General features: G+C 50.1%; 23 protein-coding genes. 13 read left to right on the plus strand and 10 right to left on the minus strand.

All coding sequences use genetic code 11. The annotated features are described in order from the left end of the window. Positions 1 to 18: 18 nt before the first annotated feature. The 3 genes from GM173_RS08630 to GM173_RS08640 are packed head-to-tail and all read left to right on the plus strand — an operon-like array spanning position 19 to position 3,442. Positions 19 to 1,665: a GGDEF domain-containing protein gene (locus GM173_RS08630; protein WP_203570974.1), complete on the plus strand. Its 1,647-nt coding sequence runs from the start codon at positions 19 to 21 to the stop codon at positions 1,663 to 1,665. After that, the gene (locus GM173_RS08635; protein WP_203570975.1) at positions 1,658 to 2,737 is read left to right on the plus strand and encodes a tetratricopeptide repeat protein; all 1,080 of its coding nucleotides are present in this window, start codon (positions 1,658 to 1,660) and stop codon (positions 2,735 to 2,737) included. Before GM173_RS08630 ends, GM173_RS08635 begins: the two co-directional genes overlap by 8 nt. A gap of 39 nt (positions 2,738 to 2,776) precedes the next feature. Next, on the plus strand, positions 2,777 to 3,442 hold the full coding sequence (locus tag GM173_RS08640) for an O-methyltransferase (RefSeq protein WP_203570976.1): 666 nt from the start codon (positions 2,777 to 2,779) through the stop codon (positions 3,440 to 3,442). Between the two features lie 299 nt (positions 3,443 to 3,741). Here the strand turns inward: GM173_RS08640 and GM173_RS08645 are convergent, their stop codons facing one another. The 6 genes from GM173_RS08645 to GM173_RS08670 form a co-directional block, all read right to left on the minus strand. After that, positions 3,742 to 4,725 (minus strand): peptide ABC transporter ATP-binding protein, encoded by a 984-nt coding sequence (locus GM173_RS08645; protein ID WP_203570977.1) that lies wholly within the window; start codon positions 4,723 to 4,725, stop codon positions 3,742 to 3,744. Continuing rightward, on the minus strand, positions 4,718 to 5,701 hold the full coding sequence (locus tag GM173_RS08650) for an ABC transporter ATP-binding protein (RefSeq protein WP_203570978.1): 984 nt from the start codon (positions 5,699 to 5,701) through the stop codon (positions 4,718 to 4,720). Before GM173_RS08650 ends, GM173_RS08645 begins: the two co-directional genes overlap by 8 nt. Before the next feature lie 7 nt (positions 5,702 to 5,708). Further along, a complete protein-coding gene (locus GM173_RS08655; RefSeq protein WP_203570979.1) occupies positions 5,709 to 6,629 on the minus strand; it encodes an ABC transporter permease subunit in 921 nt (306 codons plus the stop codon). A gap of 7 nt (positions 6,630 to 6,636) precedes the next feature. After that, entirely contained in the window at positions 6,637 to 7,647 is a 1,011-nt protein-coding gene (locus tag GM173_RS08660) for an ABC transporter permease subunit (RefSeq protein ID WP_203570980.1), read from the minus strand. Between the two features lie 91 nt (positions 7,648 to 7,738). Continuing rightward, positions 7,739 to 9,337 (minus strand): ABC transporter substrate-binding protein, encoded by a 1,599-nt coding sequence (locus GM173_RS08665; protein WP_203570981.1) that lies wholly within the window; start codon positions 9,335 to 9,337, stop codon positions 7,739 to 7,741. Between the two features lie 268 nt (positions 9,338 to 9,605). Beyond that, positions 9,606 to 10,373: a DUF2189 domain-containing protein gene (locus GM173_RS08670; protein ID WP_203570982.1), complete on the minus strand. Its 768-nt coding sequence runs from the start codon at positions 10,371 to 10,373 to the stop codon at positions 9,606 to 9,608. A 192-nt stretch (positions 10,374 to 10,565) separates the two neighbouring features. Between GM173_RS08670 and coxB the strand changes: the two genes are divergently transcribed. The 5 genes from coxB to GM173_RS08695 all read left to right on the plus strand — a co-directional run bounded on the left by coxB (position 10,566) and on the right by GM173_RS08695 (position 15,054). After that, positions 10,566 to 11,672 (plus strand): cytochrome c oxidase subunit II, encoded by a 1,107-nt coding sequence (coxB, locus tag GM173_RS08675; RefSeq protein WP_203570983.1) that lies wholly within the window; start codon positions 10,566 to 10,568, stop codon positions 11,670 to 11,672. Between the two features lie 9 nt (positions 11,673 to 11,681). Beyond that, entirely contained in the window at positions 11,682 to 13,313 is a 1,632-nt protein-coding gene (gene ctaD / locus GM173_RS08680; protein ID WP_203570984.1) for a cytochrome c oxidase subunit I, read from the plus strand. A gap of 147 nt (positions 13,314 to 13,460) precedes the next feature. Then, the gene (locus tag GM173_RS08685) at positions 13,461 to 13,964 is read left to right on the plus strand and encodes a cytochrome c oxidase assembly protein (protein WP_203570985.1); all 504 of its coding nucleotides are present in this window, start codon (positions 13,461 to 13,463) and stop codon (positions 13,962 to 13,964) included. Beyond that, on the plus strand, positions 13,961 to 14,152 hold the full coding sequence (locus GM173_RS08690) for a DUF2970 domain-containing protein (RefSeq protein WP_203570986.1): 192 nt from the start codon (positions 13,961 to 13,963) through the stop codon (positions 14,150 to 14,152). The genes GM173_RS08685 and GM173_RS08690 overlap by 4 nt, the downstream gene beginning before the upstream one ends. Continuing rightward, entirely contained in the window at positions 14,152 to 15,054 is a 903-nt protein-coding gene (locus tag GM173_RS08695) for a cytochrome c oxidase subunit 3 (RefSeq protein ID WP_203570987.1), read from the plus strand. The genes GM173_RS08690 and GM173_RS08695 overlap by 1 nt, the downstream gene beginning before the upstream one ends. 73 nt (positions 15,055 to 15,127) lie before the next feature. Here GM173_RS08695 and GM173_RS08700 read toward each other — a convergent pair whose 3' ends face one another. Further along, positions 15,128 to 15,316, minus strand: a complete 189-nt coding sequence (locus tag GM173_RS08700; protein WP_203570988.1) for a DUF2909 domain-containing protein — start codon at positions 15,314 to 15,316, stop codon at positions 15,128 to 15,130. Between GM173_RS08700 and GM173_RS08705 the strand changes: the two genes are divergently transcribed. The 5 genes from GM173_RS08705 (at position 15,300) to paeA (ending at position 19,916) form a co-directional block, all read left to right on the plus strand. Continuing rightward, positions 15,300 to 16,031, plus strand: a complete 732-nt coding sequence (locus GM173_RS08705) for an SURF1 family protein (RefSeq protein ID WP_203570989.1) — start codon at positions 15,300 to 15,302, stop codon at positions 16,029 to 16,031. The genes GM173_RS08700 and GM173_RS08705 overlap by 17 nt on opposite strands. Then, a complete protein-coding gene (locus tag GM173_RS08710; protein ID WP_203570990.1) occupies positions 16,015 to 16,467 on the plus strand; it encodes a hypothetical protein in 453 nt (150 codons plus the stop codon). The genes GM173_RS08705 and GM173_RS08710 overlap by 17 nt, the downstream gene beginning before the upstream one ends. Before the next feature lie 26 nt (positions 16,468 to 16,493). Continuing rightward, positions 16,494 to 17,510 carry a COX15/CtaA family protein gene (locus tag GM173_RS08715; protein ID WP_239078445.1) on the plus strand — a complete coding sequence of 339 codons (1,017 nt, stop codon included), beginning with the start codon at positions 16,494 to 16,496 and terminating at the stop codon, positions 17,508 to 17,510. Beyond that, positions 17,507 to 18,403, plus strand: coding sequence for a heme o synthase (cyoE, locus tag GM173_RS08720; RefSeq protein WP_203570992.1), 897 nt, complete (start codon positions 17,507 to 17,509; stop codon positions 18,401 to 18,403). Before GM173_RS08715 ends, cyoE begins: the two co-directional genes overlap by 4 nt. A 211-nt stretch (positions 18,404 to 18,614) precedes the next feature. Continuing rightward, positions 18,615 to 19,916, plus strand: a complete 1,302-nt coding sequence (gene paeA, locus GM173_RS08725; RefSeq protein WP_203570993.1) for a polyamine export protein PaeA — start codon at positions 18,615 to 18,617, stop codon at positions 19,914 to 19,916. A gap of 3 nt (positions 19,917 to 19,919) precedes the next feature. Here the strand turns inward: paeA and GM173_RS08730 are convergent, their stop codons facing one another. The 3 genes from GM173_RS08730 to creC all read right to left on the minus strand — a co-directional run bounded on the left by GM173_RS08730 (position 19,920) and on the right by creC (position 23,833). After that, positions 19,920 to 20,738: a dienelactone hydrolase family protein gene (locus GM173_RS08730; RefSeq protein WP_203570994.1), complete on the minus strand. Its 819-nt coding sequence runs from the start codon at positions 20,736 to 20,738 to the stop codon at positions 19,920 to 19,922. Positions 20,739 to 20,963: 225 nt separating this feature from the next. After that, positions 20,964 to 22,313: a cell envelope integrity protein CreD gene (gene creD / locus GM173_RS08735; RefSeq protein WP_203570995.1), complete on the minus strand. Its 1,350-nt coding sequence runs from the start codon at positions 22,311 to 22,313 to the stop codon at positions 20,964 to 20,966. Positions 22,314 to 22,405: 92 nt separating this feature from the next. Further along, entirely contained in the window at positions 22,406 to 23,833 is a 1,428-nt protein-coding gene (gene creC / locus GM173_RS08740) for a two-component system sensor histidine kinase CreC (protein WP_203570996.1), read from the minus strand. Between the last annotated feature and the right edge of the window lie 44 nt (positions 23,834 to 23,877).

The raw sequence follows: 23,877 nt of genomic DNA on the forward strand, positions 1-23,877 counted from the left end.
CCTAGTGTGGTTTTTGTTTTGAAGATAAGCCAATTCAGTGATGCTGCTGTCACCTCAACCGCCGATATTGACGCTTTGTTGCACAAAGCGCGGGCGCAGTATCGTGTTAATTGCCTAGAAACGCGCCAACTCGCACAAGCTGCCTATACCGCCGCCGAACAACTTAACTATCTTGCGGGGCTTGCACACGCTGAGTTTTTGATTGGCAAGGCCCAATTGATTTTACAGACCGCAGAAACGGCACTCCCTCGATTGCGCGCCGCACTCAAGCGCGTTAAACCCTTGGCTTTACCGCAATTAGAAGCAGAAATTTTGATTAGTTTAGCGACAGCACAGCAAATGCAGGGGCAATTTCATGCCGCCTTTTTGCTGTGGTTGGATGCTTTACAAAGTGCATTGTGCGCCCAAGCACGTGAATGCTACGTTGAAGCTTATTTGGGTTTGGGCGATCTACACGTTCAGTGCGCCGAGCCGAATAAAGCTTTACACTTTTTGACGCTGGCGGTCGAGTGGGCTGATTTATGCGCTGATCAAGATTTACGTTGTAAAGCTCGCTTGCATTTAGCTGCGGTGTTAGTCACCTTAGAGCAGTACTCGCTCGCCGAGCGTATTTTGATGTTCGCACAAACCTTGTTGATTTTACCTTTACGACGCGATTGGCAAGCTGAGATTTACAATTACCTAGGCATGATTCATGCCGCCCAGCATGACAATGAGCTGGCATTAACGAGCTTTAATCAGGCGCTTAAAATTAATGCTGAGGCTGGTTTTTTATGGGGACAAACCCTCAATCTACTTGGCTTGGGGCGTTTAAAAGTGAGTTTGCAAGACGCCCAAGGTGCCGAGGCTGATTTGCAGCAAGCGCTGCATTACGCAACGCAATTTAATGGTTTGGGCTTATTGCAGCAAATTCATCACCAGCTGTATCAAATCTATGAAGCACGCGGCGATTATGTGCATGCGATGATGCATCACATCGGATTTCACGATCACTATATGAAGTTGCAGCAGCAACTGACGGCGAGCAAACTCAGTGCGGTGGATGCGCGGCGTTTAAGCCTGATTGAAATGAAACTTAAACTACTTGCCTCCGAATTGGAAGTTACTCAGCTCAAGCAGCAGCGGCATCAAGAATCTGGGCGAATGTTGGCATTAGAGAGTGCGGCTTACCGCGATGCCCTAACCGGAGTCTATAACCGCCGTGCGCTTGAAGAGCGGTTGCCGATCTTGATTCAGTCGGCGCAGCAAAATCAAGAAAGCCTATGGGCTATTATGATTGATTTTGACCACTTTAAGCGTGTAAATGATCATTTCTCGCATCATATCGGCGATGTTGTGCTGCGCAATGGTTGCGCGGCACTGAGCAAATTGACCCGTGAACGCGATATGTTGGCGCGTTATGGGGGCGAAGAATTTGTGCTCATCGTCACGCAGGTCGATGCAACGATGATCGGCAAAATTGCCGAGCGGATGCGTCGAGTCATCGAGCAATTACCGTGGCAAGAGGTGCATGCTGGCTTGGAAGTCACCATTAGCTTAGGTGGTGCGCCGTGGCTGCCTGGTCAAACCTGTGAGCAATTAATGTCACGAGCCGATCAGGCGCTCTATGCAGCCAAAGGCGCAGGTCGAAACTGCGTGCGTTTTATGGGGATCGATGATGCCTGAGCGTTCCCATGAAGACCTGATCGCGCAATGTAATGAAATCGTCCGCTTGGCCGATTTGGATTACGCGGGTGCTTTATCGGCGGCCAAACAGTTTTATCAGGATTCGGTGAAAGCGCGTCTTCCGCGGCAAATCGCGCTGGCGATGCAAACAGAAGCAAGGGTTTTGAAACGGCAGGCTGATAAGACAGCGGCGATTCGGTTGCAAAACGAAGTAATTCGCTATTTAAAACGCGAACAATTGAATCAAGATTTGACCTCGGCTTATCGCGTGTTGGGGCAAATGCTATACGATGCGATGGCGTATTTTAAGTCCTTGGATGCGTGGCTGAAATCGCTCGAATTAGCGGGTTTAGAGCACAACGTACAAGGTACTACCCTGGCGTATATTGGTATAGGTAAGTTCTACTATGCGCTTGGGGACTATACCAAGGCAATTCAATATCATCAGCTGGCTCAGTTAGCCGCGCAAACTCTCAATCGTGCGGCTTTGAATGCCGAGATCAATATCAATATTGCAGCTGATGCATTTCGCTTGCGCGATTTTACGCTTGCACAACAAGCGCTGGATGAGGCGCAAAAAGCACTCGAATCAGGCTACGACCGCCCGGCATGGCTAGGTGAAGTGGTGTTTTACCGCGGGATGGTCTGTTTTGAACTTGGCCAGTATGCCGAGTCGCAAGAATTTTTGAGTCGTGCTTATAGTATTTATCGAAAGTGTCGCAATTCATGGGGGGAAGCCCATGCCTTGCTCGCTTTGGGGCGTGCGTTTTTAAAGCTAGCCGAACAAGAACATGCTGTTGAGTGTTTGAGCGTGGCGTGTGAAATTTGCGAGCATCATCAGCTGATTGCGCTAGGAATCGAAGCGCATGAAATATTGGCTTATTTGTATGTTGATTTGGGCGATAATTTACAGGCTTTGCATTATCACAAACGCTTGCATCAGTTGATTTGTCAAAGCAAATCAGAGCAACGTTCGGTATTACGCTTAAGCCGACACGCCCAGCAGCGCTTAAAAGAAATCGAAACGGCTTTTGAGTTAGCGATGCTGCAAGCTCGTTTAACCGGTGGCTAGTCGCGGTATAATCATCGTTTTGCTGTTGTGTTGATTGCCATGTCTCGTGAAACGCTCTCTTTAAATGATGAAATGCGCTCGTATTATTTGGGTACCGCTTTGCGGGAGCCGGCGATATTGGGTGAATTGCGTGAATTCACAGCTCAGCATAAGCAAGCCAAAATGCAGCTCTCTCCAGAGCAAGGCGCGTTGCTGATTTTCTTATTGCGTTTGATTAAGGCGCAAAAATACCTCGAAGTTGGCACTTTTACCGGTTATAGCTCGATTGCTGCTGCGTTGGCGATGGGGCCAACAGGTCGGGTGATTGCTTGTGATTTAGTCGAAGAATTTACCAAAATTGCGCAGCAATGGTGGAAAAAAGCCGGCGTTGAATCGCAAATCACGCTCAAATTACAGGCGGCGGTGTTTTCACTCGAAACGCTGGTTGCGGAAGGGCATTCTGGCACGTTTGACTGTATGCTGATTGACGCGGATAAGCCGTATTATCCAACCTATTATGATTTTGCTTTGCAGTTGGTGCGCCCCGGCGGACTTATCATTTTGGATAATATGTTTTTAGGCGGCCGTGTCGCCAATCCGAAACCCAATCATCCGGCGAGTGTACAAATCTTGCACGACTTTAATCGCCAACTGCGTGATGACCCACGCGTTGAACACGCGATGTTGCCAGCCGGTGATGGCATGACTTTATTATTTAAGCGCTGAACATCTTGCTCAGTATGATAATTTGACTCTTTGTAAAAAGGCGACTGAGCTGACTCTGTGTTTGAGTATGTTGGTTCGCTTTGATGTTTGTCGTGGCGCTGTACGGCGTGTACGGCACTAGAAAGGCAAGGTCTGCCGGGTATCTTGCTCTAGTCTTTAATTATCAATGCCTATAGATCAATACTGTATGTCTTGCTGAGGCTATTGCTTGCACTAAGTTTTAATCAAGCCGTGTGTGCTGTGTTTGTGTAGGCCATGCTGAGGATGGCGACATGGTTCGCCATCCTTCACAACCGGGCTTATTGAATTTCTTCGATGCGGTGGCAAGCAATCATCCGACCGGCAAAAGGTCGTAGTTCTGGTACTGCCGTTTTACACGCTGTATTCGCGTATGGGCAACGGGTGTGGAAAGTACAGCCAGTTGGCGGGTTGATCGGCGATGGCAATTCGCCAACGAGTTTGATCTTCTCGCGGCGATTTTCGGCGCGGATCGCTGGCGTTGCCGACATTAAGGCGCGCGTATACGGATGAAGTGGCTGTTCGAAAATAGTTTGTTTCGGCCCGTATTCAACGGTGCTACCAAAATACATCACCATCACATCGTCAGCGACATGCTCGACCACCGCGAGATTGTGGCTAACAAACACATACGCCGTACCGAGCTGATCTTGCAAATCCATAAATAGATTTAAAATCTGCGCCTGAATCGACACATCGAGCGCCGACGTAGGCTCGTCGGCAACCAGCACCGCCGGTTGCAACATCATCGCGCGCGCAATCGCAATCCGTTGGCGCTGACCGCCAGAAAACATATGCGGGTAGCGGTGATAATGCTCAGGCCGCAGGCCGACCGTTTTAAGCATCTCGTGTACGCGGGCTTTACGTTCTTCTGCGTTCAACTCCGTATTGAGCAGTAGTGGCTCACTCAGCATATCGCCGATGGTTTTGCGTGGATTCAAGCTGGCGAATGGATTTTGAAACACCATCTGCACTTTCGGGCGAAGTACTTTCAGTGCGGTTTTGCCTGCAGTCGCGATGTCGACGTCATCGATTATCAAATGACCCGATGACGGTTCTTCAATCAATGTCAGTTGGCGCGCTAAGGTTGATTTACCGCAGCCTGATTCACCGACGACCGCCAAGGTTTTACCTGCAAACAGTTCAAACGACACGTCGTTGAGTGCTTTGACTGTGGCAGTGCCTTTTAAAAAACCGCGCCCGACGTGGTAATGCCGCGATAAGTTTTTGGCGACCAGAATTGGATTAGGAATAATTTCATTCATGGTTAGGTATACCGTCAGAATCTAATGGTGTGAAGCAACGCACGCTGGTACCTGCTATGGGCACTAGTGGTGGTTTTTGCTCAATACAGCTTTGCGTCGCGTACGGGCAGCGTGGGCTGAGCAAGCAGCCAACGGGTCTATCGTATTGTCCCGGCACCACACCTGCGAGCGTCGCTAAACGGCGTGCGCCTTTGCTGTGCTCTGGAATCGCGCTCAGCAGTGCTTGTGTGTACGGATGGCGTGGCGCAGCAAACAGCGCGTCGGTTTTGCTGGTTTCAACGACTTCACCGGCGTACATCACCACCATCCGCTCGGCGATTTCAGCGACTACTGCCAAATCATGGGTGATTAAAATCAGCGCCATATCATTTTGCTTTTGCAAATTGACTAGCAAGTCCATGATTTGCGCTTGCACCGTCACGTCGAGCGCCGTGGTTGGCTCGTCGGCGATTAAAAGCTTGGGTTTACAGGCAATCGCCATTGCAATCATCACGCGCTGACTCATCCCGCCTGACAGTTGGTGTGGATAAGCACTGAGTCGTGATTTGGCATCAGGGATTTCAACTTGTTCGAGTAACTCCAAAGCGCGTGCGCTTAATGCAGCACCGCGTAGTGGGGTATGTTGCTTGAGCGTTTCCATCAATTGATAGCCAACGGTATACGCAGGGTTCAAGCTGGTGAGTGCATCTTGGAAAATCATCGCGATATCGCGGCCGATGATTTGGCGCTTTTGTGCGGGCTTCATGCCGATCAAGTCTTGACCAGCAAAGGTTAGCGCATCGGCAGTGACAATGCCGGGCGCGTCGATCAAGCCCATCATCGCGAGCATCGTGACCGATTTGCCTGAGCCGGACTCGCCGACAATACCGATGATTTCACCGGTGTTGATGCTTAAATCAAGGCCAGAAACCGCTCGAAATGGATTGCTGCCCTTGCCGAAGGTGACATTTAAATTGCGGATGTCTAATAAACTCATTATGACCTCAGGCCAGTTTTTTTAGTTTTGGATCGAGTGCATCACGCAGCCCGTCGCCCATTAAGTTCAGCGCAATCACCGTAATCAAAATCGCTAAGCCAGGCATAGTGACGACCCACCATGCGCTTTCGATGTAATCGCGTGCCGAGGCCAGCATCGTGCCCCATTCTGGTAGCGGCGGTTGTGCGCCCAAGCCCAAAAAGCCCAGCGCAGCGGCATCCAAAATCGCTGCCGAAAATCCGAGCGTTGCCTGAACGATCAGCGGTGCCATGCAGTTGGGCAGCACGGTATTGAACATCAAACGCAATTGACTAGCTCCTGCGAGACGGCTGGCGATGACATAGTCTTTGTGTAGTTCGGTCATCGCCGAAGCGCGCGCCAAGCGCACATACGATGGTAGTGAAACAATCGCAATCGCTAGCATGGTGTTGGTGAGGCCGGGACCTAAAATTGCGACAATTGCTACGGCTAATAAGAGCGATGGCAAGGCCAGCATGACGTCCATCAGCCGCATAATGGCATCGCCAATTTTGCCCGGATAAAACGCAGCAATCAGGCCCAAAATCACGCCAGGAATCAGTGATAGCAGTACCGACACCACGCCAATCGTGAGTGATAATTGCGAGCCATGCATCAGGCGCGACAAAATGTCGCGGCCTACTTCATCGGTGCCGAGAATAAACTGCCACGAGCCACCTTCAGCCCAGACTGGCGGTTTGAGAAAAGCATCACGGTATTGCTCGATAGGGCTGTGTGGAGCCAGCACAGAAGCAAATACTGCGACTAATACTAAGCAAACGAAATACAGTAAGGCAATCAATGCACCGCGGTTGGCGCGAAACGATTGCCAAAACTCCGTCAGCGGCGACGGATGGGAAAATTGCACTTCGACGTCGGTGGTCGAAGTCGTAGAGGTCGTCGCATTCATACTGATCTTACCTCGCGTGACGAATGCGTGGATTGATAACGCCGTACAGGATATCAACCAGCAAATTAACAAAAATAATCATTGTGGCGATCAGCAAAATACCGCCTTGTACGACCGGGTAATCACGGCGTGAGATCGAATCGATCAACCATTTACCAATGCCGGGCCAAGAGAAAATCGTTTCAGTGAGCACTGCGCCAGCCAGTAGCGTGCCGACTTGTAGACCGATCACGGTGACGACCGGCATCAGCGCATTACGCAGCGCGTGAACCAGAATAATGCGCGAGCGCGACAGACCCTTAGCGCGCGCGGTGCGGATATAGTCTTCACGCAGTACTTCGAGCATGCTCGAACGCGTCATCCGTGCAATCACGGCCATTGGAATCGTGCCCAATACAATCGACGGTAAAATCAAATGCATCACGGCGGATTTGAATGCGCCTTCTTCGCCCGAAAGCAAACTATCAATCAACATAAAGCCGGTAACGGGTTGAATATCGTATTCAAGTGCGATTCGGCCTGAAACGGGCGTCCAACCCAGATGCACCGAAAACAGCATAATCAGAATCAGGCCCCACCAAAAAATCGGCATCGAGTAGCCTGTGAGTGCGGCACCCATCACGGTATGGTCAATGACTGAGCCGCGTTTTGTTGCCGCGAGCATGCCAGCGGCTAAGCCACAGACGACGGCAAACAGCATCGCACAGATCGAAAGCTCAACGGTGGCGGGGAATAATTTGAGAAACTCAGCCATCACGGGTTCGTGCGTGACCATCGATTCACCGAGATTGCCTTGCAATAAATTGCGCAGATACTCCCAATATTGCACGTACAAAGGTTGATCTAAACCTAAGCGCTGCATTGCTGCGCGATAAAATTCGGGATCAAGGCGGCGCTCGCCAACGAGCAGCAACACGGGGTCGCCCGGAATCATGTGAATCAGCGCAAAGGCCAGTAGCGTAATACCCAAAAAAGTAGGAATGGCCACTGAGATGCGCTTGAAGATAAAGCTAAACATAAGCACTCTCCCCGTGAAAGACAGCACGGGCGGTTAGACGATAAGGCAGAGAAAGACCCAACCCCTGTGTGGGGTTGGGCTCAGTAGTGAATTATTTTACAGTCACACCGTAAAATGAATTAAGACCAAATGGGCTGACTTTAAAGCCTTCCACTGATTTGCTCACCGGTTGATAAACCGTAGAGTGGGCAATCGTTGTCCAAGGCAGTTCACGTTTGAAGACTTCTTGGGCTTTTTCGTAAAGCTTGGTGCGCTCAGCTTGATTGCTCAGTGTGCGTGCTTTGACGACCATGTCATTGAATTCTTTATTGCACCAGCGTGCATAGTTATTGCCGCCAACCGCTTCGCAACCCAAGTTCACGCCCAACCAGTTGTCTGGATCACCATTATCGCCAGTCCAACCAATCATCAATGAATCGTGTTCACCCGCTTTGGCGCGCTTGATGTATTCACCCCATTCGTAACTAACGATTTTGGCTTTGATGCCGATTTTGGCCCAATCGGCTTGAATCATTTCCGCCATCAGTTTGGCATTTGGATTGTATGGCCGTTGTACTGGCATCGCCCACAGCGTGATTTCGGTGCCTTCAGGCACGCCGGCTTTTTTCAGCAAAGCTTTGGCCTTGACTGGATCATAGGGCGCGTCTTTCAATTTTTTATTGTAAGACCATTGTGTTGGTGCCATTGGGTTAGTCGCTGGCTGGCCTGCACCTTGGTACACCGCAGCTAAAATCGCAGGCTTATTGATGGCCATATCGAGCGCTTGGCGTACTTCGAGCTTATCCATTGGCTTGTGCTCAACGTTGTAGCTGAGCCAACCCACGTTAAAACCAGCTTGTTTTAACAGATTTAATTTTGGATTGGCTTCAATCGATTTCAAATCTGCAGGGCGTGGGTAAGCCATTACTTGGCATTCATTTTTTTGTAGCTTTTGATAACGCACAGATGGGTCGGTAGTGACAGCAAAGATCAATTTATCCAGTTGTACTTCGCCTTTACGCCAATAGTCTTTATTACCGTCATAACGAATATTCGAGTCTTTTTGGTACGATTTGAATACAAATGGGCCTGTGCCAACTGGCTGGGTATTGATTTGATTGGCTTTGCCTGATTTTAGTAACTGATCAGCGTATTCAGCCGAGTGGATTGAGGCAAACGACATTGCTAGGTTTTGCAAGAAAGCAGCGTCGACCGTTTTCAGTTTGACGCGAACAGTATGCGCGTCGACTTTCTCAATCGCGGCAATATTGGTATCCAAGCTCATGTCGGAAACATATGGGAAATCCGCGGGCGCGGCTTTATTAAACGGATGATTTTTATCAATCATGCGTTGCAGCGTAAACACAACGTCGTCTGCGTTAAATTCGCGTGTTGGTTTGAAATAAGGGGTGGTATGAAATTTCACGCCTTTGCGGAGTGTGAAGGTATATGTTAGGCCATCGGCAGAAACATCCCATTTTTCGGCCAAACCGGGGCGAATTTGTGTTGAGCCTCGTTCAAACTCAGTCAGGCGATTAAACATGGTTTCGGCTGAGGCATCAAAATCAGTGCCAGTGACTTGGCGTGTTGGATCAAAGCCAGAAGGACTTGCTTCGGAGCAATAGATCAAAGTTTTGTTGGCCGCGAGCGTTGTGCCTGCAAGCAAGGCTAGCGTGGTGGCCAGCATTAGTTTGCGTAGTTCAAATTGCATTGAAAATTCTCCGAAGTCATAAAAAAGGCCGTTGATTGCATTCAATCTAACGGCCATGCTAAAGGGTAAGGTGATGCATCCAAATCGGGATTATCCCGCACAGACTCAGTTTTTCTGATTTCCGTCAAGATGCAGAGGCGATGTATTTTTACTCAACCAGTTTCTAGTCTCTGCCCCAAATCGTGCAACTAAAAGCACGAAAAAGGATGAGTTGCTTGATTAAAAGTCAGTTCAGCAATCTCCGTCAGGCTCCTCAATGTCTGAAATTTTATTCAACTAGTTCTTTGTAGGCGTACCAAGTTGCATGACCCAGTAAGGGGAAAATCACCACTAAACCGATGAGGTAGCTGGCAAAGCCCACTGCAGTTAGCCCGACTAGAATTGCGGCCCAAACGGTCATCGCGGGAATGTTTTCCGCGACCGCACGTAGGCTAGTCATCATGGCCGTCACGCTATCCACTTCACGATCGGCAAGCATCGGAATTGAAATGGCGGTCACTGCAAATACAAAACAAGCCAGCACAAAACCTGAAATAGCCCAAATAATCGTAAACGGCAGCAGCTCCCCGGTTAGCGATGCAAAAATGGAGTCAGCCGTGGTAATTTGCCTTGGTACCAGTAGCGCAAACAAAATCGCCGAAGCGCGTTCCCAAGCAATCGCCACCATCGCTAAAATAACCCCTAAAAATGCCAATTGCCCGCCGTTTTTATATAGATCGTGAATCGATTGCATAAATGAAGTTTCGCGGCCTTCTTCACGTTCGCTGGTTAACTCGTAAATTCCTGCCGCTCCTAATGGTGCTAGTAATAAAAACCCTGTAATTGCAGTGGTAAATAGATGGAGATTTTGCTGTGAAAACAGCAATAAGCCGCCACCAATCACCGCAATTAAGACCCCATACATCAAGCTCGGGGCGGGGTGTTTCATCATGTCTGCCCAGCCCATTTGTAGCCAAACCAAAGGTCGGTTGATGGCTATTTTTCGAGTTACCGGCATGCTGAAGTGTTGGTCTAGTTCATTAAGATGCAAGTCCATGATGTCACCCTCCTCAGAGCTAAATCACAACGATGAGTGATTTTTATTTAGATAGCTGTAGTTAATGGACTTTGCGGTTTTTTCAGATAAGCGGTGATTGTTGCGATGTACAATTTTTCTTTTTAATTCAATGGCTTGCGTGTTGTGAAAACTCGGCTACTGTGACAATACCAGTCAGCGGGAGATGGACGAATGTTCAGACGTCTATTGGCATTCATGGTTTTATTCGCAACGCAATCGACGTGGGCTCAGGATGCCATTTGGACTTTCCAAGCCCCCGTGACTGGGATTGCTCGGCAAATTGAGTCTTTGCATAGCTGGCTGATGCTGGTGATTTTGGTGATTTTTTTCTTAGTGTTTGGCTTTATGTTTTATGCCATTTTGCGCCACCGAAAATCGCTTGGCCATGATGCCAAACCTTTTCATGAAAATACCCTCGTTGAAATTCTGTGGACTTTGATTCCGGCGCTGATTTTATTGGGGATGGCGTGGCCTGCTGCTAGGGTGATTTTGGCGCAAAAGAACACGCACGGTGCCGATTTCACTATCAAAGCCACCGGTTTTCAGTGGTTTTGGGCTTATGACTATCTCGACCACGGCTTCGGTTTTAAAAGCAAATTAGCTACGCCACGTGCGCAAATTGAAAACTTTACCGGCGCAGGGCATGACAAAAGTCAGCACTATTTGCTTGAGGTCGACCAGCCTATTGTTGTGCCGGTGGGTAAAAAAATCCGCATTCTCACCACCAGTAATGACGTCATTCATAGCTGGGGTGTTCCTGCGTTTGGCGTGAAGCAAGACGCGATTCCCGGCTTTATTCGCGATACGTGGTTTAAGGCTGAAAAGATCGGCACCTACCGAGGGCAGTGCGTTGAGCTGTGCGGTAAAGATCATGCGTTTATGCCGATTGTGGTGAAAGTAGTGTCTGAAGCTGATTTTTCTGCATGGATTGCGGCTGAGCAAGCTCGCGCTAAGGCCGCAAAAGACGATCCGAATAAGGCATGGACACGGGGTGAATTAATTGCCCGTGGTCAGCAAGTGTATGAAGCCAATTGCGCCGCTTGTCATCAAGCCAATGGCATGGGTGGTGGGGCGTATCCAGCCATCGCAGGGTCCAAGATTGCCACTGGCGCGAAAACGGCGCACATCAATCTGGTTTTGCAGGGCAAAAATGCGATGCCTAGCTGGGTGGCTTTGTCGGATGTTGAGCTGGCAGCGGTGCTGACGTATCAGCGTACCAGTTGGGGCAATCAGGCCGATATCGTGATGCCAGCAGAAATTCGTGCGGCGAGAAAATAAGGACGAATGATGAGCGCAGAGACTTTACAGCATTCAGATCACGGATCCGACTCCCATCATCACGGTGGCTGGCAGCGCTGGCTGTACGCGACCAATCATAAAGACATCGGCACATTGTATTTGTGGTTTGCTTTTACGATGTTTATCACCGGTGGCGTGATGGCGTTAGGGATTCGCGCCGAGCTTTTTCAGCCCGGATTACAGTATTGGCAGCCCGAGTTTTTCAATCAACTGACCACCTTACACGGCATCATCATGGTGTTTGGCGCGATTATGCCGGCGTTTACGGGATTGGCGAACTGGATGTTGCCTTTGATGTTGGGGGCACCGGATATGGCGTTTGCGCGGATGAATAACTGGAGTTTTTGGTTATTACCACCAGCGGCTGCGTTACTAATTATCTCTTTATTTGTGCCGGGCGGCGCAGCAGCTGGCGGCTGGACTTTGTATCCGCCGCTATCGATTCAAAGCGGTATGGGGATGGATTTGGCTATTTTTAGCATTCATTTGCTAGGATTGTCGTCGATTATGGGGTCAATTAACATCATCACGACAGTGCTCAATATGCGCGCACCAGGGATGACTTTGCTAAAAATGCCCCTGTTTGCATGGACCTCGCTAGTGACGGCCTATTTGCTAATTGCCGTTGCGCCTGTCCTAGCAGGCGCGGTGACGATGTTGCTGACTGACCGGCATTTTGGCACGCATTTTTTCAAAGCGGCGGGTGGTGGCGACCCCGTGTTGTTCCAGCATATTTTCTGGTTTTTTGGCCACCCCGAGGTCTATATCATGGCTTTGCCTGCCTTCGGGATCGTGAGCCAAATCATTCCGACTTTTGCCCGTAAACCCTTGTTTGGTTATGTCTCCATGGTGTACGCGACGTGCTCGATTGCGATTTTGTCGTTTATGGTTTGGGGGCATCATATGTTCGCCGTCGGTATGCCGGCCACGGCGCAGCTGTTTTTTATGTTTCTGACGATGTTGATTGCTGTGCCCACGGGGGTGAAAGTCTTCAATTGGATTGCGACGATGTGGCAGGGCAGTATGACGTTTGAAACGCCGATGCTGTTCGCGATTGGCTTTGTGTGTTTATTTACCGTGGGCGGTTTTTCTGGGCTGATTTTATCGATCGCTCCCGTCGATACGCAGATGCACGATACCTATTATGTTGTAGCCCATTTTCATTATGTATTGGTCGCCGGCGCACTGTTTAGCTTGTTTGCCGCCGTATACTACTGGCTTCCAAAATGGACCGGCAATATGTATCACGAAGGACGTGGTCGGTTTCATTTTTGGTGGTCGATGATTTGGTTCAATGTGACGTTCTTCCCGATGCACTTTCTTGGTCTTGCTGGGATGCCGCGCCGAATCCCCGATTATGCCCTGCAATTTACCGACTTTAATGCCATTGCCAGCGTGGGGGCACTTTGCTTTGGTCTGGGGCAGATTTTCTTTTTATTTAATGTCATTCACACCATACGTGGCGGCGTTGGCCCTGCACCCGCTGCGCCTTGGGAGGGCGGCAATACGCTGGAGTGGGAAGTCGCTTCGCCTGCACCGCATCACACGTGGGAAACGCCGCCTGATTTGGCGACCGTGCAGCGGGGATTACGTGCGCAAGGTGTGGAGCATTCAACATGAGTGCCAATCAAAAAACTGCGTTGAAGCTGGCTTTGTTGGCGATGGCATTTTTTGCTTTAGTCATCGTTAGGCAGATTGTTTTTAATGGGTAATACGCTGCATTCACTTATAAATATGGCTTAGAAGAACATACATCAAGAGAAGAGCATGTCTAGCTTGGCGCACCGCAATCAAAAGTTAGCGATTCGATTAGCAGTGATTGCGCTGCTGATGTTTGGTTTTGGCTATGCGATGTCGCCGTTATATACGGCGTTTTGCAAAGCCTTAGGCATCGATCAAGCGCAAGCGTCGATTGTGCAATCGGGTGCGGCATTGCGTGTTGAGTTTGATGCCAATGTTGCCAGTGGCGTCCCTGCGACGATTCAAGCTTTGGATGCCGTGCAAATGGCCAAAGCTGGCGGCATTGTGAAAGCACGTTTTTTACTGGTGAATACCTCGGATCAGCCGCTCAAATTACGCGCCATTCCTAGCTTCGCGCCAGTCCGCGCGGCAGGATTGCTGCAAAAGTTGGAATGTTTTTGTTTTGATGAATTGCTGCTGCAAGTCAATGAGCGGCGCGAAGTGACGGTAGTGCTGTTAGTGGCTGACCAATTGCCCGTTGAAATGGGCGCCGCGACTTTATCGTATACCTTGCAGGCGGTGGGTAAATGAATAATTCGCTCATCGCCGCGCTAAAGGCCGTATTGGCCGGATTTTTTGGGGTGCGAAGCCGTAAAAATGCGGAGCAGGTGCCGATGAAAGTCTGGCATATCGTCGTGATTGGCTTGTTGTGTGCTTTGCTGTTGGCGGGGCTGTTGTTTGCTGTGGCGCGCTATCTCGTCGTACAAGGGGGTGGATGATGAATGTGGAATCGACGGAGAGCTTAATCGAGAACGTGAACGACGATTTTATCGTTCATGATGCGCACTATTATGTGCCTGCCCCATCACGCTGGCCGATCGTCGGAGCCCTTGCTTTGTTTTTTATCGGTTTCGGTGCGGCATTCAGCATGAATCATATGCGGATTGGGAATTGGAGTCTATTGCTCGGGTTTGCGATTTTCTTATGGATGCTGGTGGGCTGGTTTGGTGATGTGGTCAAAGAGTCCGAGGCGGGTCATTACGGGCCACAGGTGGATTATTCATTTCGCTGGGGAATGAGCTGGTTTATTTTCTCTGAAGTGATGTTCTTTGCTGCTTTTTTTGGTGCTTTATTTTATACGCGGATGATTTCTGTGCCCGAATTGGGCTTTGCAAGTGAAACGCAAAAGCTGCTTTGGCCGCAATTTAGCGCCGCTTGGCCAACAGCAACGGGCCCGAAAATCGGAGACTATCAGGTGATGGGTGCGATGGGTTTGCCAGCGCTCAATACCGCGATTTTATTGACCTCTGGGGCCACGTTGACTTGGGCGCATTGGGCATTAATCGCCCAAAAACGGAATCAATTGAGCTTAGGTTTAGGTATCACAGTGCTATTGGGCGCACTTTTTTTGAGTTTACAAGCGTATGAATATCGGCATGCGTGGCATGAACTCAATCTTACGCTCGCGTCTGGTGCCTATGGCGCAACGTTTTATTTGCTCACAGGTTTTCATGGACTGCATGTTTTGGTCGGTACGCTCATTTTGGCGGTGATGTGGTTGCGTGTTCAACGCGGGCATTTTACGCCGCAGCATCATTTCGGTTTTGAAGCCGCAGCTTGGTATTGGCACTTTGTCGATGTGGTGTGGTTGCTGCTGTTTATCTTGGTGTATTGGCTTTAGAGGCTGTTGAGGTTTTTAGCAGAACTTGGCCAAAAAGAAAGCGTTTTCACGCTAAGAAGCTATTTTTCACCGTCTATACATTGGGTCGAATCCAGCCCATAAAGCCCGCTAGTATTAAAAATAAAAACAGCGCGATGGACAGCCCAATGCGCCAAGTTAATGCATACAGCAGGCCCTGCGAAGCACCACGGATTAGCCGAGTTAAGGCTTGGCCCATCAGCACAATGATGGCAAGGAGCACAATGATGACGACGATTTTCATAAGTAATCCCCCTTTGCATCAGACTAGGCCAAGCCGCCAGGTTTTGCGCCAGCGGCAATATGCAGCTTTGCTTTCATTAGCCGGATTGGTATTGCTCACGGTGATGTTGGGCGTGTGGCAGTTGTGGCGTGCACAGCAAAAACAAATCTTGCTGAATGAAATTACTGCACAGCAAGCCTTGCCAGAATTGACATGGTCGCAAGGCATTCCGCCGCCTTGGCGTGTGTTGCGGCTGGAGGGGCAATGGCTGAATCAGGCCGAAATCATGCTTGATCAACGGGTGCTCGATGGGCGAGTGGGTTATCACTTGATTACGCCATTTCAGCTTAAAGATGGCAGCATCATTATGGTGAATCGCGGGTGGTGGTCGCCAGGAGAGCGTATCAATCCGCCGCTTGCCACGGGCTTGCCACGTGTTGTGGTGCAACCTTTACCGCGCTTTTTTGAACTGGATGACGCGGTGATTCAAGGGCGGGTATTCCAAAATCTGGATTTTGGCCGCTTTGCTGCATGGGCGCATTTACCACTGCCCGTCGCGTATGGCATCGCCACCGAAGCACCGCTGGGTATACAAGCTCTGAAAACCAATCCACCGTTAGCCGTTGAGCGACATCTCGCCTATGCATTGAGCTGGTGGTGCATGAGCGGACTTGGATTTTTTCTGTGGCTACGGTTTTATCGCGCCACAAAGGCTGTGTATGTCGCTCAAGACTAGGTCAAGGTTGACTTTGCTGGCTATACTGCTGCTTTGTGTTGCACCCATTGTGTTAGCGCAATGGGTGTGGAGTCGTGGCGAGGTGCAGGGCGGCCAAAGTTATGGGCGACTGTTGGCCAAGCCAGCCATTGAGCATGATACGCAATGGCGCTTGCTTGCGTATGATCCGGCTGGTTGCTCAACACAAGTAAAAGCGCTTGCGCAAAGTGTCCAGCAATTGCAAACCGCCCAAGGTAAAGAGCGGCATCGGATTCGTAGCGTTGCCGCGTGTGATTTGGCTTTACCGCCTCAGTTTGCGCTCGGTATTTACTTAATCGATCCACACGGCAATGCCGTGATTTTTTATACCCCCGCGCAATTGTCGCAAGTGGATGGGCGGCAGAAAGTGATTCAAGAAATTGGCAAAATTCTCAAAAATAACCGTGGTCTAGGTTAGATTCTCGCAGAATGGATGGTGATGACATGAAGACAAAGGTTTTATTTGGATTGATCATCATTTGGACATTCGCACTCATTATGCTCGGTGCCTATGTGCGCTTGTCGGACGCAGGTTTAGGTTGCCCCGATTGGCCAGGCTGCTACGGGCAACTGACTGCACCCGACGAAGCCCATGAAATCGAGTTGGCACAGCAGCGGTTTGCGGGTGAAGTGGAATCAATTAAAGGTTGGATCGAGATGAGCCATCGCTACGCTGCGGGTATTTTGGGCTTGTTGGTATTGGTTCTTAGCTTCACTTTGTTCGCGCAGCGTGAGCGTTTTGCTGTGCCTTGGTGGTTTATCGTGTTGCCAGTATCAGTGATTGTATTCCAAGCGTTACTGGGGATGTGGACAGTGACTTTAAAGCTGATGCCTGCCGTGGTGACCGCGCATTTGCTTGGTGGGATGACGTTACTGGCCGTATTACTCGCACTATTTGCACGGTGTTTTACTCAGCCTCATGCGATTTTATCGGGGCTACGACCTTGGTTTTTTGCTGCTTTAGTCGCGGTATTCGCGCAAATTATGCTGGGCGCTTGGGTTTCGACCAATTATGCCGGTTTGGCCTGCAATGATTTTCCGCTCTGCCAAGGGCAATTGTCGCCACCGCAAGGCTTGATGGCGGCAATGCGACCGGATCGCGATTTGGGGCGTGATGTGAGCGGCGTGCTGTTGACGGTGGATCATTTGGCCGCGATTCATTGGCTACACCGAGTTGGCGCTGTGCTGGTGTTGTGTGTGCTGGGTGGTTTGATTAGCAAATTACGCACTTTAATGCCGAGTTTGGCGCTGGCGCTTGGTGCGGCTTTGTTACTGCAAGTGGGCTTGGGCATCGCTAATGTGTTGGCCGCGCTACCTTTATGGTTGGCGGTTGCCCACAACGGCGGTGCTGCGTTGTTGTTGAGTGTGCTGGTGTATGGCTACGCTTTGCTGCCGCGCGCCATTGAACGGCCAAGCTTAGCGTCGACTTTGCCAGCTAACATGGTCAGGAGTCCATTATGAGTAGCGCCACGCTGATTGCGTCTCATCGCGGCATTGATTTATTTCGGCTGGGCAAGCCGCGTGTGGTCGCTTTAATTGTCTTTTGTGCTTTGATTGGCATGCTGCTCGCCGTGCCGGATGTGCGCAATTGGCCGGTGATGCTGGCGGCGAATTTGGGTATCGGATTGGTGGCGACTGGGGCTGCTGCGGCAAATTGTGTGTTTGAGCGTAAGCGCGATGCTTTGATGGTGAGAACGCACCTGCGCCCTTTACCGCAGGGTGTGCTGTCGTGGCAGCTGGCGGCGCTGTACGCAATGTTTTGTGCGCTAGTGGGCTTGTTAATTTTGGCGTTGTTCGTTAATTTATTAACGATGTATCTCACGCTAGCCACTTTCTTTGCTTATTCAGTGGTGTATACCCAGTGGCTAAAGCCGAGAACCCCGCAAAATATTGTCATTGGCGGTGCAGCTGGTGCGATGCCGCCGGTACTGGGTTGGGCGGCAATGAGTAATTCGGTGCCGCCTGAGGCGGCGGTTTTGTTTTTGATTATTTACGCATGGACGCCGCCGCATTTTTGGGCGTTGGCGCTGTATCGCTTGGATGATTATCGCCGAGCTGGTTTGCCGATGTTGCCCGTGACGCATGGCGCGCCATTTACGCGGCTGGCAATTTGGCTGTATTCATGGATTTTGGCTGCAACAACGCTGTTGCCAGTGGCCTTGGGATTTTCAGCGGTGCTGTATTTGAGCGCAGTGCTGGTGCTGAATTTGGGTTTTTTGCGTCGCGCATGGCAGTTGTATCGACAGCCAAATGACGAGTTGGCCAAAGCGTTATTTCGCTATTCAATCCGCTATTTAGCTTATTTATTTTCCGCTTTATTGCTCGACCATTATGTACAAATCGCTTGGTTTTAAATGCTAGTTTGTTGAGTTATCGAATGGCGGCCTGATTTTTGTAATCTAAATGATTTAGTCTGTGCGATGCCGCTGTATTCCTCTATATAAAATTATTTTAAAGTAAGATTTAATATTGATATTGTCGTCTACTTTGTATTAATTTTTTACTGTTGATTTAAGCTGAAAGTCGTTATGCTGCGTGTGTGACGCCCGAAAGGAATGAGTTCGAATGAGTCTATTAAGTAGTACGCTGCTAATTGCACTATTGATTGCGTTTAGTGCTTTCCTATCGATTTCCGAAATTTCACTCGCCGCCAGCCGCAAACTCAAATTGGAGCAAATGCGCGATGATGGTGACGAACGTGCCGATTTGGTGTTGGGTCTACAAGCGCAGCCGGGGCATTTTTTTACTGCGGTGCAAATTGGCGTCAATGCGGTGGCGATTTTGGCCGGTGTGCTGGGTGAAAGCGTTTATTCACAAGTGGTGACTAATTTTTCGCGTTCTTATGTTGAGGTAGAAACTGCGCAGAGCTTGGGTTCGGTCGCTTCTTTTGTGATTGTAACTTCGGTGTTTATTTTATTGGCGGATTTGATTCCTAAGCGGATCGGCATGGTGGCATCTGAAGCGGTTGCGGTGCGGATTGTTCGACCTATTTTATTTTGCGTCACTTGTCTGCGTCCTTTAGTGTGGATTTTTAATGGTTTGTCCAATTGGGTGATTGATCGACTCGGTTTACCTGCGGCGCGAATGAATGATGTCACGACTGATGATATTTTGGCATTGGCCAACGCAGGCGCTTTGGCTGGGGTGGTCGCCAAACAAGAGCATCAATTGATTGAAAACGTCTTCGAGCTGGAAGAACGTACCGCACCATCGAGCATGACTGTGCGGGAAAATATCGTCTGGATTGACCGACTTGAAAGCGATGAACTCATCAAGAATAAGATCCTCGCCAATCCGCACGCCAAATTTCCGGTCTGTATGGGCAATATCGATCAGGTGATTGGTTACGTTGATTCGCAAGATATTTTGAGTAATGTGCTGCGTGGCGAGAGTATTTCGCTGCGCGGCGATGGCCTGCTACGTAATGCCTTGATCTTGCCGGAATCGCTCACTTTGGCGGAAATCATGGCGCATTTTAAAACCGCGCGTGAAGATTTTGCGCTGATTATTAATGAATATGCGCTGGTGGTGGGCCTGATTACGATGAACGACATCACCGGTATGCTGATGGGTGACCAATACATCGCCCCGGACGAAGAGCAAATCGTGCAGCGCGATGCTAATTCGTGGCTAGTCGATGGCATTACCGCGATTGGCGATTTAGAGCGCGTCTTGCAGATTGATACCTTCCCCGACGACGATCAATACGAGACCATCGCTGGTTTTATGATGTACGTGCTGCGCAAAGTACCGAAGCGCACCGATTGTGTCATTCATGCCGGGTTTAAATTCGAAGTGGTCGATATTGATCATTACAAAATCGACCAACTGTTGGTGACGCGGGTGGATAAAGCGGAATCGACTTAGGTTTTAGACGCCAAATTGTTTAAACCAAGCCAACATCGTTTTCCAGCCGTCTTGCGCGGCGGCGGGGTGGAAGTTCGGACGATAATCGGCATTAAAACCATGGCCAGCCTCGTCATAAATCACCAATTTGAAAGGCTGTGCTTGGCGCTTTAAGGCTTGGCGCATTTGCTCTACCGATTCCAAACTAATGCCTTGGTCTTTCCCTGCGTACAATCCCAATACAGGCGACTTCAACTGCTTCGCAATATCGACTGGATGCACTGGGTTGTTGGCGCTTGGCGCGCCAGTGAGGCGACCATACCATGCCGCGCTTGCCGCCACTTTGGGATTGTGTGCGGCATACAGCCAAGTAATGCGCCCCCCCCAGCAAAATCCAGTGACCGCCAAGCGCGCTGGATCGCCGCCATTTTGCGCCGCCCATGCCGCCACGGCATCTAGATCCTTCATCACCTGCGCATCGGGTACTTGGCTGACTAATTCTTTGATCAATAGATTTACATCGGTAAACGTGCGTGGATCGCCTTGGCGGAAAAATAACTCAGGGGCAATCGCCAAGTAGCCCAACTTGGCCAAGCGGCGGCATAGGTCTTGAATGTGCTCATGCACGCCAAAAATTTCTTGAATGACAATAATCGTCGGCAAAGGGCCGCTGGCATTGTTAGGTCGAGCCTGAAACGCGGGCAGCTCACCGATTTTTACCCAACCGGTATCCAGCCCTGCCGCATCGGTTTGTATTGTCGAAGCCATCACCGGCTGTACCGCCAAGGCAAAGCCAGTCAGCAGACTGGCTTGTAAAAATGAACGTCGTGTATCCAATTGCATTTTAAACACTCCAAAATAGGATGGGGATGTGAAGGCTTGCTAGTCGCGTATCCCAGTTTAGTTGAGTATCTTGAATTTAAAATGTCTAAAAGCCCAGAATAAACTGGGCTTTTTGTGGTGAGCATGAATTAGCTATCTATTGGGTATATCAATTTATGCCTTGATTAACAATAACGCTATTAATATACCCATGGTTGTGGATGCGCTGCTACATTTCAACACACATCATTCGGCTTTGAATGTTGGTGTTGTCGGTGCGCTCAATCCTTGCCAGTCGAGTTTACGCGTTAACACCATCACGCCGCTGAGTAAGCCAAACAAGGTCAAACTACCCATCAATAAAGCCATGTCTTCCGATTGCAAAATCCCAAACAGCAGGCCATACAATGCAGCAAGCACGACGGCAAAACCAACGCCGCGCTGCCACGCTGCCAGCACAAAGCTGACGTAATAGCCGAGCAGCAGTGTCGAAGCACTTGCCGCAATCCAGTATGCTTTGTTAAATCCTAAATGCTCAGACAAAGACAAAGTCAGCAAGAAAAACAGCGCTAATGCTGCACCAACTAGCGCATATTGCACCGGATGAATCGCGATTTTTCTCATTACCGACATCAAAAACACCGCGCCAAATAGCACGAGCACAAACAGTTCGGCATATTTTAATGTCCGCTCATTGAGCACATAGCGATCAACCGGATCGATCAAGCGCAGGCCCAATGAAGCGCTCGGGCAGGCAGACTCACCGCATTTCGCGTTGGTATTGCTCCCGCCAGTCGCCAATTGGCTGGTTTGCCAGCGTGCTGTAAAGCCTTGCGCAGTCACTGAGCGTTCTACCGGCGCAAAATTGCCGCTAAAGCTCGGGTGCGGCCAATTGCCCGATAACGCCACATGGCTTTCCTTGCCAATCGGCTCAATTAATAGCTGCGTGGTGCCGCCCAGTTTGAGATTGAGTTTGAAGTCGACGCTGTGCGCCGCTTCGCTCAACGTGATCGGCGCATGTACGCCGCTACCCATTGCGCCTGCCGTGCCGGGTGCAAACGTCATCGATGTTCCCGCCAGCGTGCCATGTAAATTTTGAATCCCGCGCACATCCGACAAGCTTAAGGTGAGATACGGTTGCCCCCATTGCGTGCTGATTTTTTCGCGGCTAGAGCTGGTGGTGCGCTCGAAATCACTGCGTGCGGGCAACGCAAATTTACCGCTCAAGATTAAATCACTGCGATAAATGGGCGCTTCAAAAATGCCGCGTTTGAGGCTCTCTACCGCCAATCGACCATTGGCCGCGAATTGCTCGGGGCTGAGGATAATATTGCGCTGGTTTTGTGTTTGCTGCCATTCGCTGATTTTGCCTTCTGGCGTTTGTTTTTCGATTAAAGTGGCGACGGTTTCGGTGAGCGGCAATACCAAAAATGGCCCCTTCACCGTTTGCTCGCCCGCGCTAAATTGCGCAATCTCGGCGCGTACTTCCTGCGCTCGCTGTTGCCGCTCAAACACCAAACCGCGCACCAAATTGAGTGCAAACAACATCCCGAGTAATAAGGCCACCAGCGTGACGATTCTCCATTGCATTTTCATCGCATTCCCCTTGTAGTTGTACATCGACCGCTGCAGTGTGCCGCGCTGATGTGGAGGGAAAATGCGGGAAATGTGGAGATTGTGTGGAGACGTTAGGCCGTAGGTAATTCGATACGCACAATGACACCGCCTTGCTCAGCATTCGCAATCTGAATCTGCCCGCCATGCAATTGGATGATGGTTCGCGTCAGTACCAAACCAAGGCCAGTGCTTTTTTGCCCGTTCGGGCGTGGCAATGAGTAAAAGCGGTCAAATAGTCGATTCAGTGCATAGTCAGGTATTGGCTTGCCATCATTATAAATATTGACTTGCCAGCCAATACCGTTGCTAGTGTGTTTGAGTTGTATGCAAATTTTGCCATCGCGCTGTGTGAAATCAATCGCGTTTTGCAGCACATTGCGCAGTGCTTGGCCGAGAAGAAATGCTTCGCCGAGCACGAACCCTGTTTCAAGCACATCAAGTTCAACCGTGCGCTCATCGGCTTGGCTACGCAGCGCGTCGATTTGCAGTGTGATCAATTCGTGCAAATTAATAATTTGCGTATCCTGCAATTCATTGCGCGCCTCAAGCGAGGCCAATTGCAGCAAATAATCGACAATATGCTGCATTCTGGCGACTTCGGTATCGATATGCTGCAAAAACCGCGTTTTATCGGCAGCAGCTAGATCGTCGTGCAAAATCTCGGCCGATGCGCGAATGCCAGCCAGTGGTGATTTCAATTCGTGCGTTAGTTCGTGCACGTAATTTTCGATATACGTTTTGCCGTCGAGCTGATCGCGCATCGCGCCCAGCGCAGTGGCTAGGCTGGTCAGTTCGCGGTTGGCCACAAAGCGGGGCACTGGCGCGGCTTGTCCCGCACTCACATCCTGCGCAAAGCGCGTTAATCGGGTAATCCCGTGGCTGAGCCACCATGAAAATAGCGCGCCGATTCCAAGGCCGACGATCAGCAATACCAGTCCTGCACGCCACAATTTACCTTCTGAGCGCTCGATAAACGGCTGCATTGCCCAATTGGGGCGCGCCACGGTGAGCACACCGATGATTTTTTCGCCGTCCTTGATCGGCGCGGCCACGTGCATGATGGTCGAGAGGGGATCTTTGGCATCGGCCAGCGTGCTGCGCGCACCGTACTCGCCGCGCAGCGTGAGTAGCACATCGCGCCATTGGCTGTAATCTTGACCAATCGATTGCCCGCTTGAGTCGAGTTTGACAATACCCTTCGCATCGGTCACATACACGCGTAAAAACGTCTTATTCCGATCTACACCCCACACTTTGGCTTGCGGATTACGCGCCGCAAATTGCTGCATCGCCCGCGCAAAGCGCCCATCATCGAGTCGCCCCGCGACAAAATCGGGCTGAATCAATTCGGCCAGCAAATTCGCCGTATCGACCAACACCTCTTCACTGGATTGGCGCACCGCAGGCTTGATTTCTTCTTTTACCAAACTTAGCACATAGGCCGCTAGCAAGCTCACCAGCAGGAAATAACCAAAGAAAATCCGAAGTGAAAAGCGCATGGGAAAGGCTTTAAAAAGAAAATTGTGAGGCGGTGAGTGATTAG

This window comes from Deefgea chitinilytica (assembly GCF_016881405.1).
Classification (GTDB): Bacteria; Pseudomonadota; Gammaproteobacteria; order Burkholderiales; family Chitinibacteraceae; genus Deefgea; species Deefgea chitinilytica.

Bases quoted from the DNA above. Each gene is read 5' to 3' on its own strand.
- GM173_RS08635 (WP_203570975.1), top strand. From the start codon at position 1,658: ATGCCTGAGCGTTCCCATGAAGACCTGATCGCGCAATGTAATGAAATC.
- GM173_RS08695 (WP_203570987.1), top strand. From the start codon at position 14,152: ATGAATGTGGAATCGACGGAGAGCTTAATCGAGAACGTGAACGACGAT.
- GM173_RS08665 (WP_203570981.1), bottom strand. From the start codon at position 9,337: ATGCAATTTGAACTACGCAAACTAATGCTGGCCACCACGCTAGCCTTG.
- GM173_RS08705 (WP_203570989.1), top strand. From the start codon at position 15,300: ATGACGACGATTTTCATAAGTAATCCCCCTTTGCATCAGACTAGGCCA.
- GM173_RS08685 (WP_203570985.1), top strand. From the start codon at position 13,461: ATGTCTAGCTTGGCGCACCGCAATCAAAAGTTAGCGATTCGATTAGCA.
- ctaD (WP_203570984.1), top strand. From the start codon at position 11,682: ATGAGCGCAGAGACTTTACAGCATTCAGATCACGGATCCGACTCCCAT.
- GM173_RS08710 (WP_203570990.1), top strand. From the start codon at position 16,015: ATGTCGCTCAAGACTAGGTCAAGGTTGACTTTGCTGGCTATACTGCTG.
- creD (WP_203570995.1), bottom strand. From the start codon at position 22,313: ATGAAAATGCAATGGAGAATCGTCACGCTGGTGGCCTTATTACTCGGG.
- coxB (WP_203570983.1), top strand. From the start codon at position 10,566: ATGTTCAGACGTCTATTGGCATTCATGGTTTTATTCGCAACGCAATCG.
- GM173_RS08690 (WP_203570986.1), top strand. From the start codon at position 13,961: ATGAATAATTCGCTCATCGCCGCGCTAAAGGCCGTATTGGCCGGATTT.
- creC (WP_203570996.1), bottom strand. From the start codon at position 23,833: ATGCGCTTTTCACTTCGGATTTTCTTTGGTTATTTCCTGCTGGTGAGC.
- GM173_RS08655 (WP_203570979.1), bottom strand. From the start codon at position 6,629: ATGAATGCGACGACCTCTACGACTTCGACCACCGACGTCGAAGTGCAA.
- GM173_RS08670 (WP_203570982.1), bottom strand. From the start codon at position 10,373: ATGGACTTGCATCTTAATGAACTAGACCAACACTTCAGCATGCCGGTA.
- paeA (WP_203570993.1), top strand. From the start codon at position 18,615: ATGAGTCTATTAAGTAGTACGCTGCTAATTGCACTATTGATTGCGTTT.
- GM173_RS08640 (WP_203570976.1), top strand. From the start codon at position 2,777: ATGTCTCGTGAAACGCTCTCTTTAAATGATGAAATGCGCTCGTATTAT.
- GM173_RS08650 (WP_203570978.1), bottom strand. From the start codon at position 5,701: ATGAGTTTATTAGACATCCGCAATTTAAATGTCACCTTCGGCAAGGGC.
- GM173_RS08660 (WP_203570980.1), bottom strand. From the start codon at position 7,647: ATGTTTAGCTTTATCTTCAAGCGCATCTCAGTGGCCATTCCTACTTTT.
- GM173_RS08645 (WP_203570977.1), bottom strand. From the start codon at position 4,725: ATGAATGAAATTATTCCTAATCCAATTCTGGTCGCCAAAAACTTATCG.
- GM173_RS08730 (WP_203570994.1), bottom strand. From the start codon at position 20,738: ATGCAATTGGATACACGACGTTCATTTTTACAAGCCAGTCTGCTGACT.
- GM173_RS08715 (WP_239078445.1), top strand. From the start codon at position 16,494: ATGAAGACAAAGGTTTTATTTGGATTGATCATCATTTGGACATTCGCA.
- GM173_RS08700 (WP_203570988.1), bottom strand. From the start codon at position 15,316: ATGAAAATCGTCGTCATCATTGTGCTCCTTGCCATCATTGTGCTGATG.
- cyoE (WP_203570992.1), top strand. From the start codon at position 17,507: ATGAGTAGCGCCACGCTGATTGCGTCTCATCGCGGCATTGATTTATTT.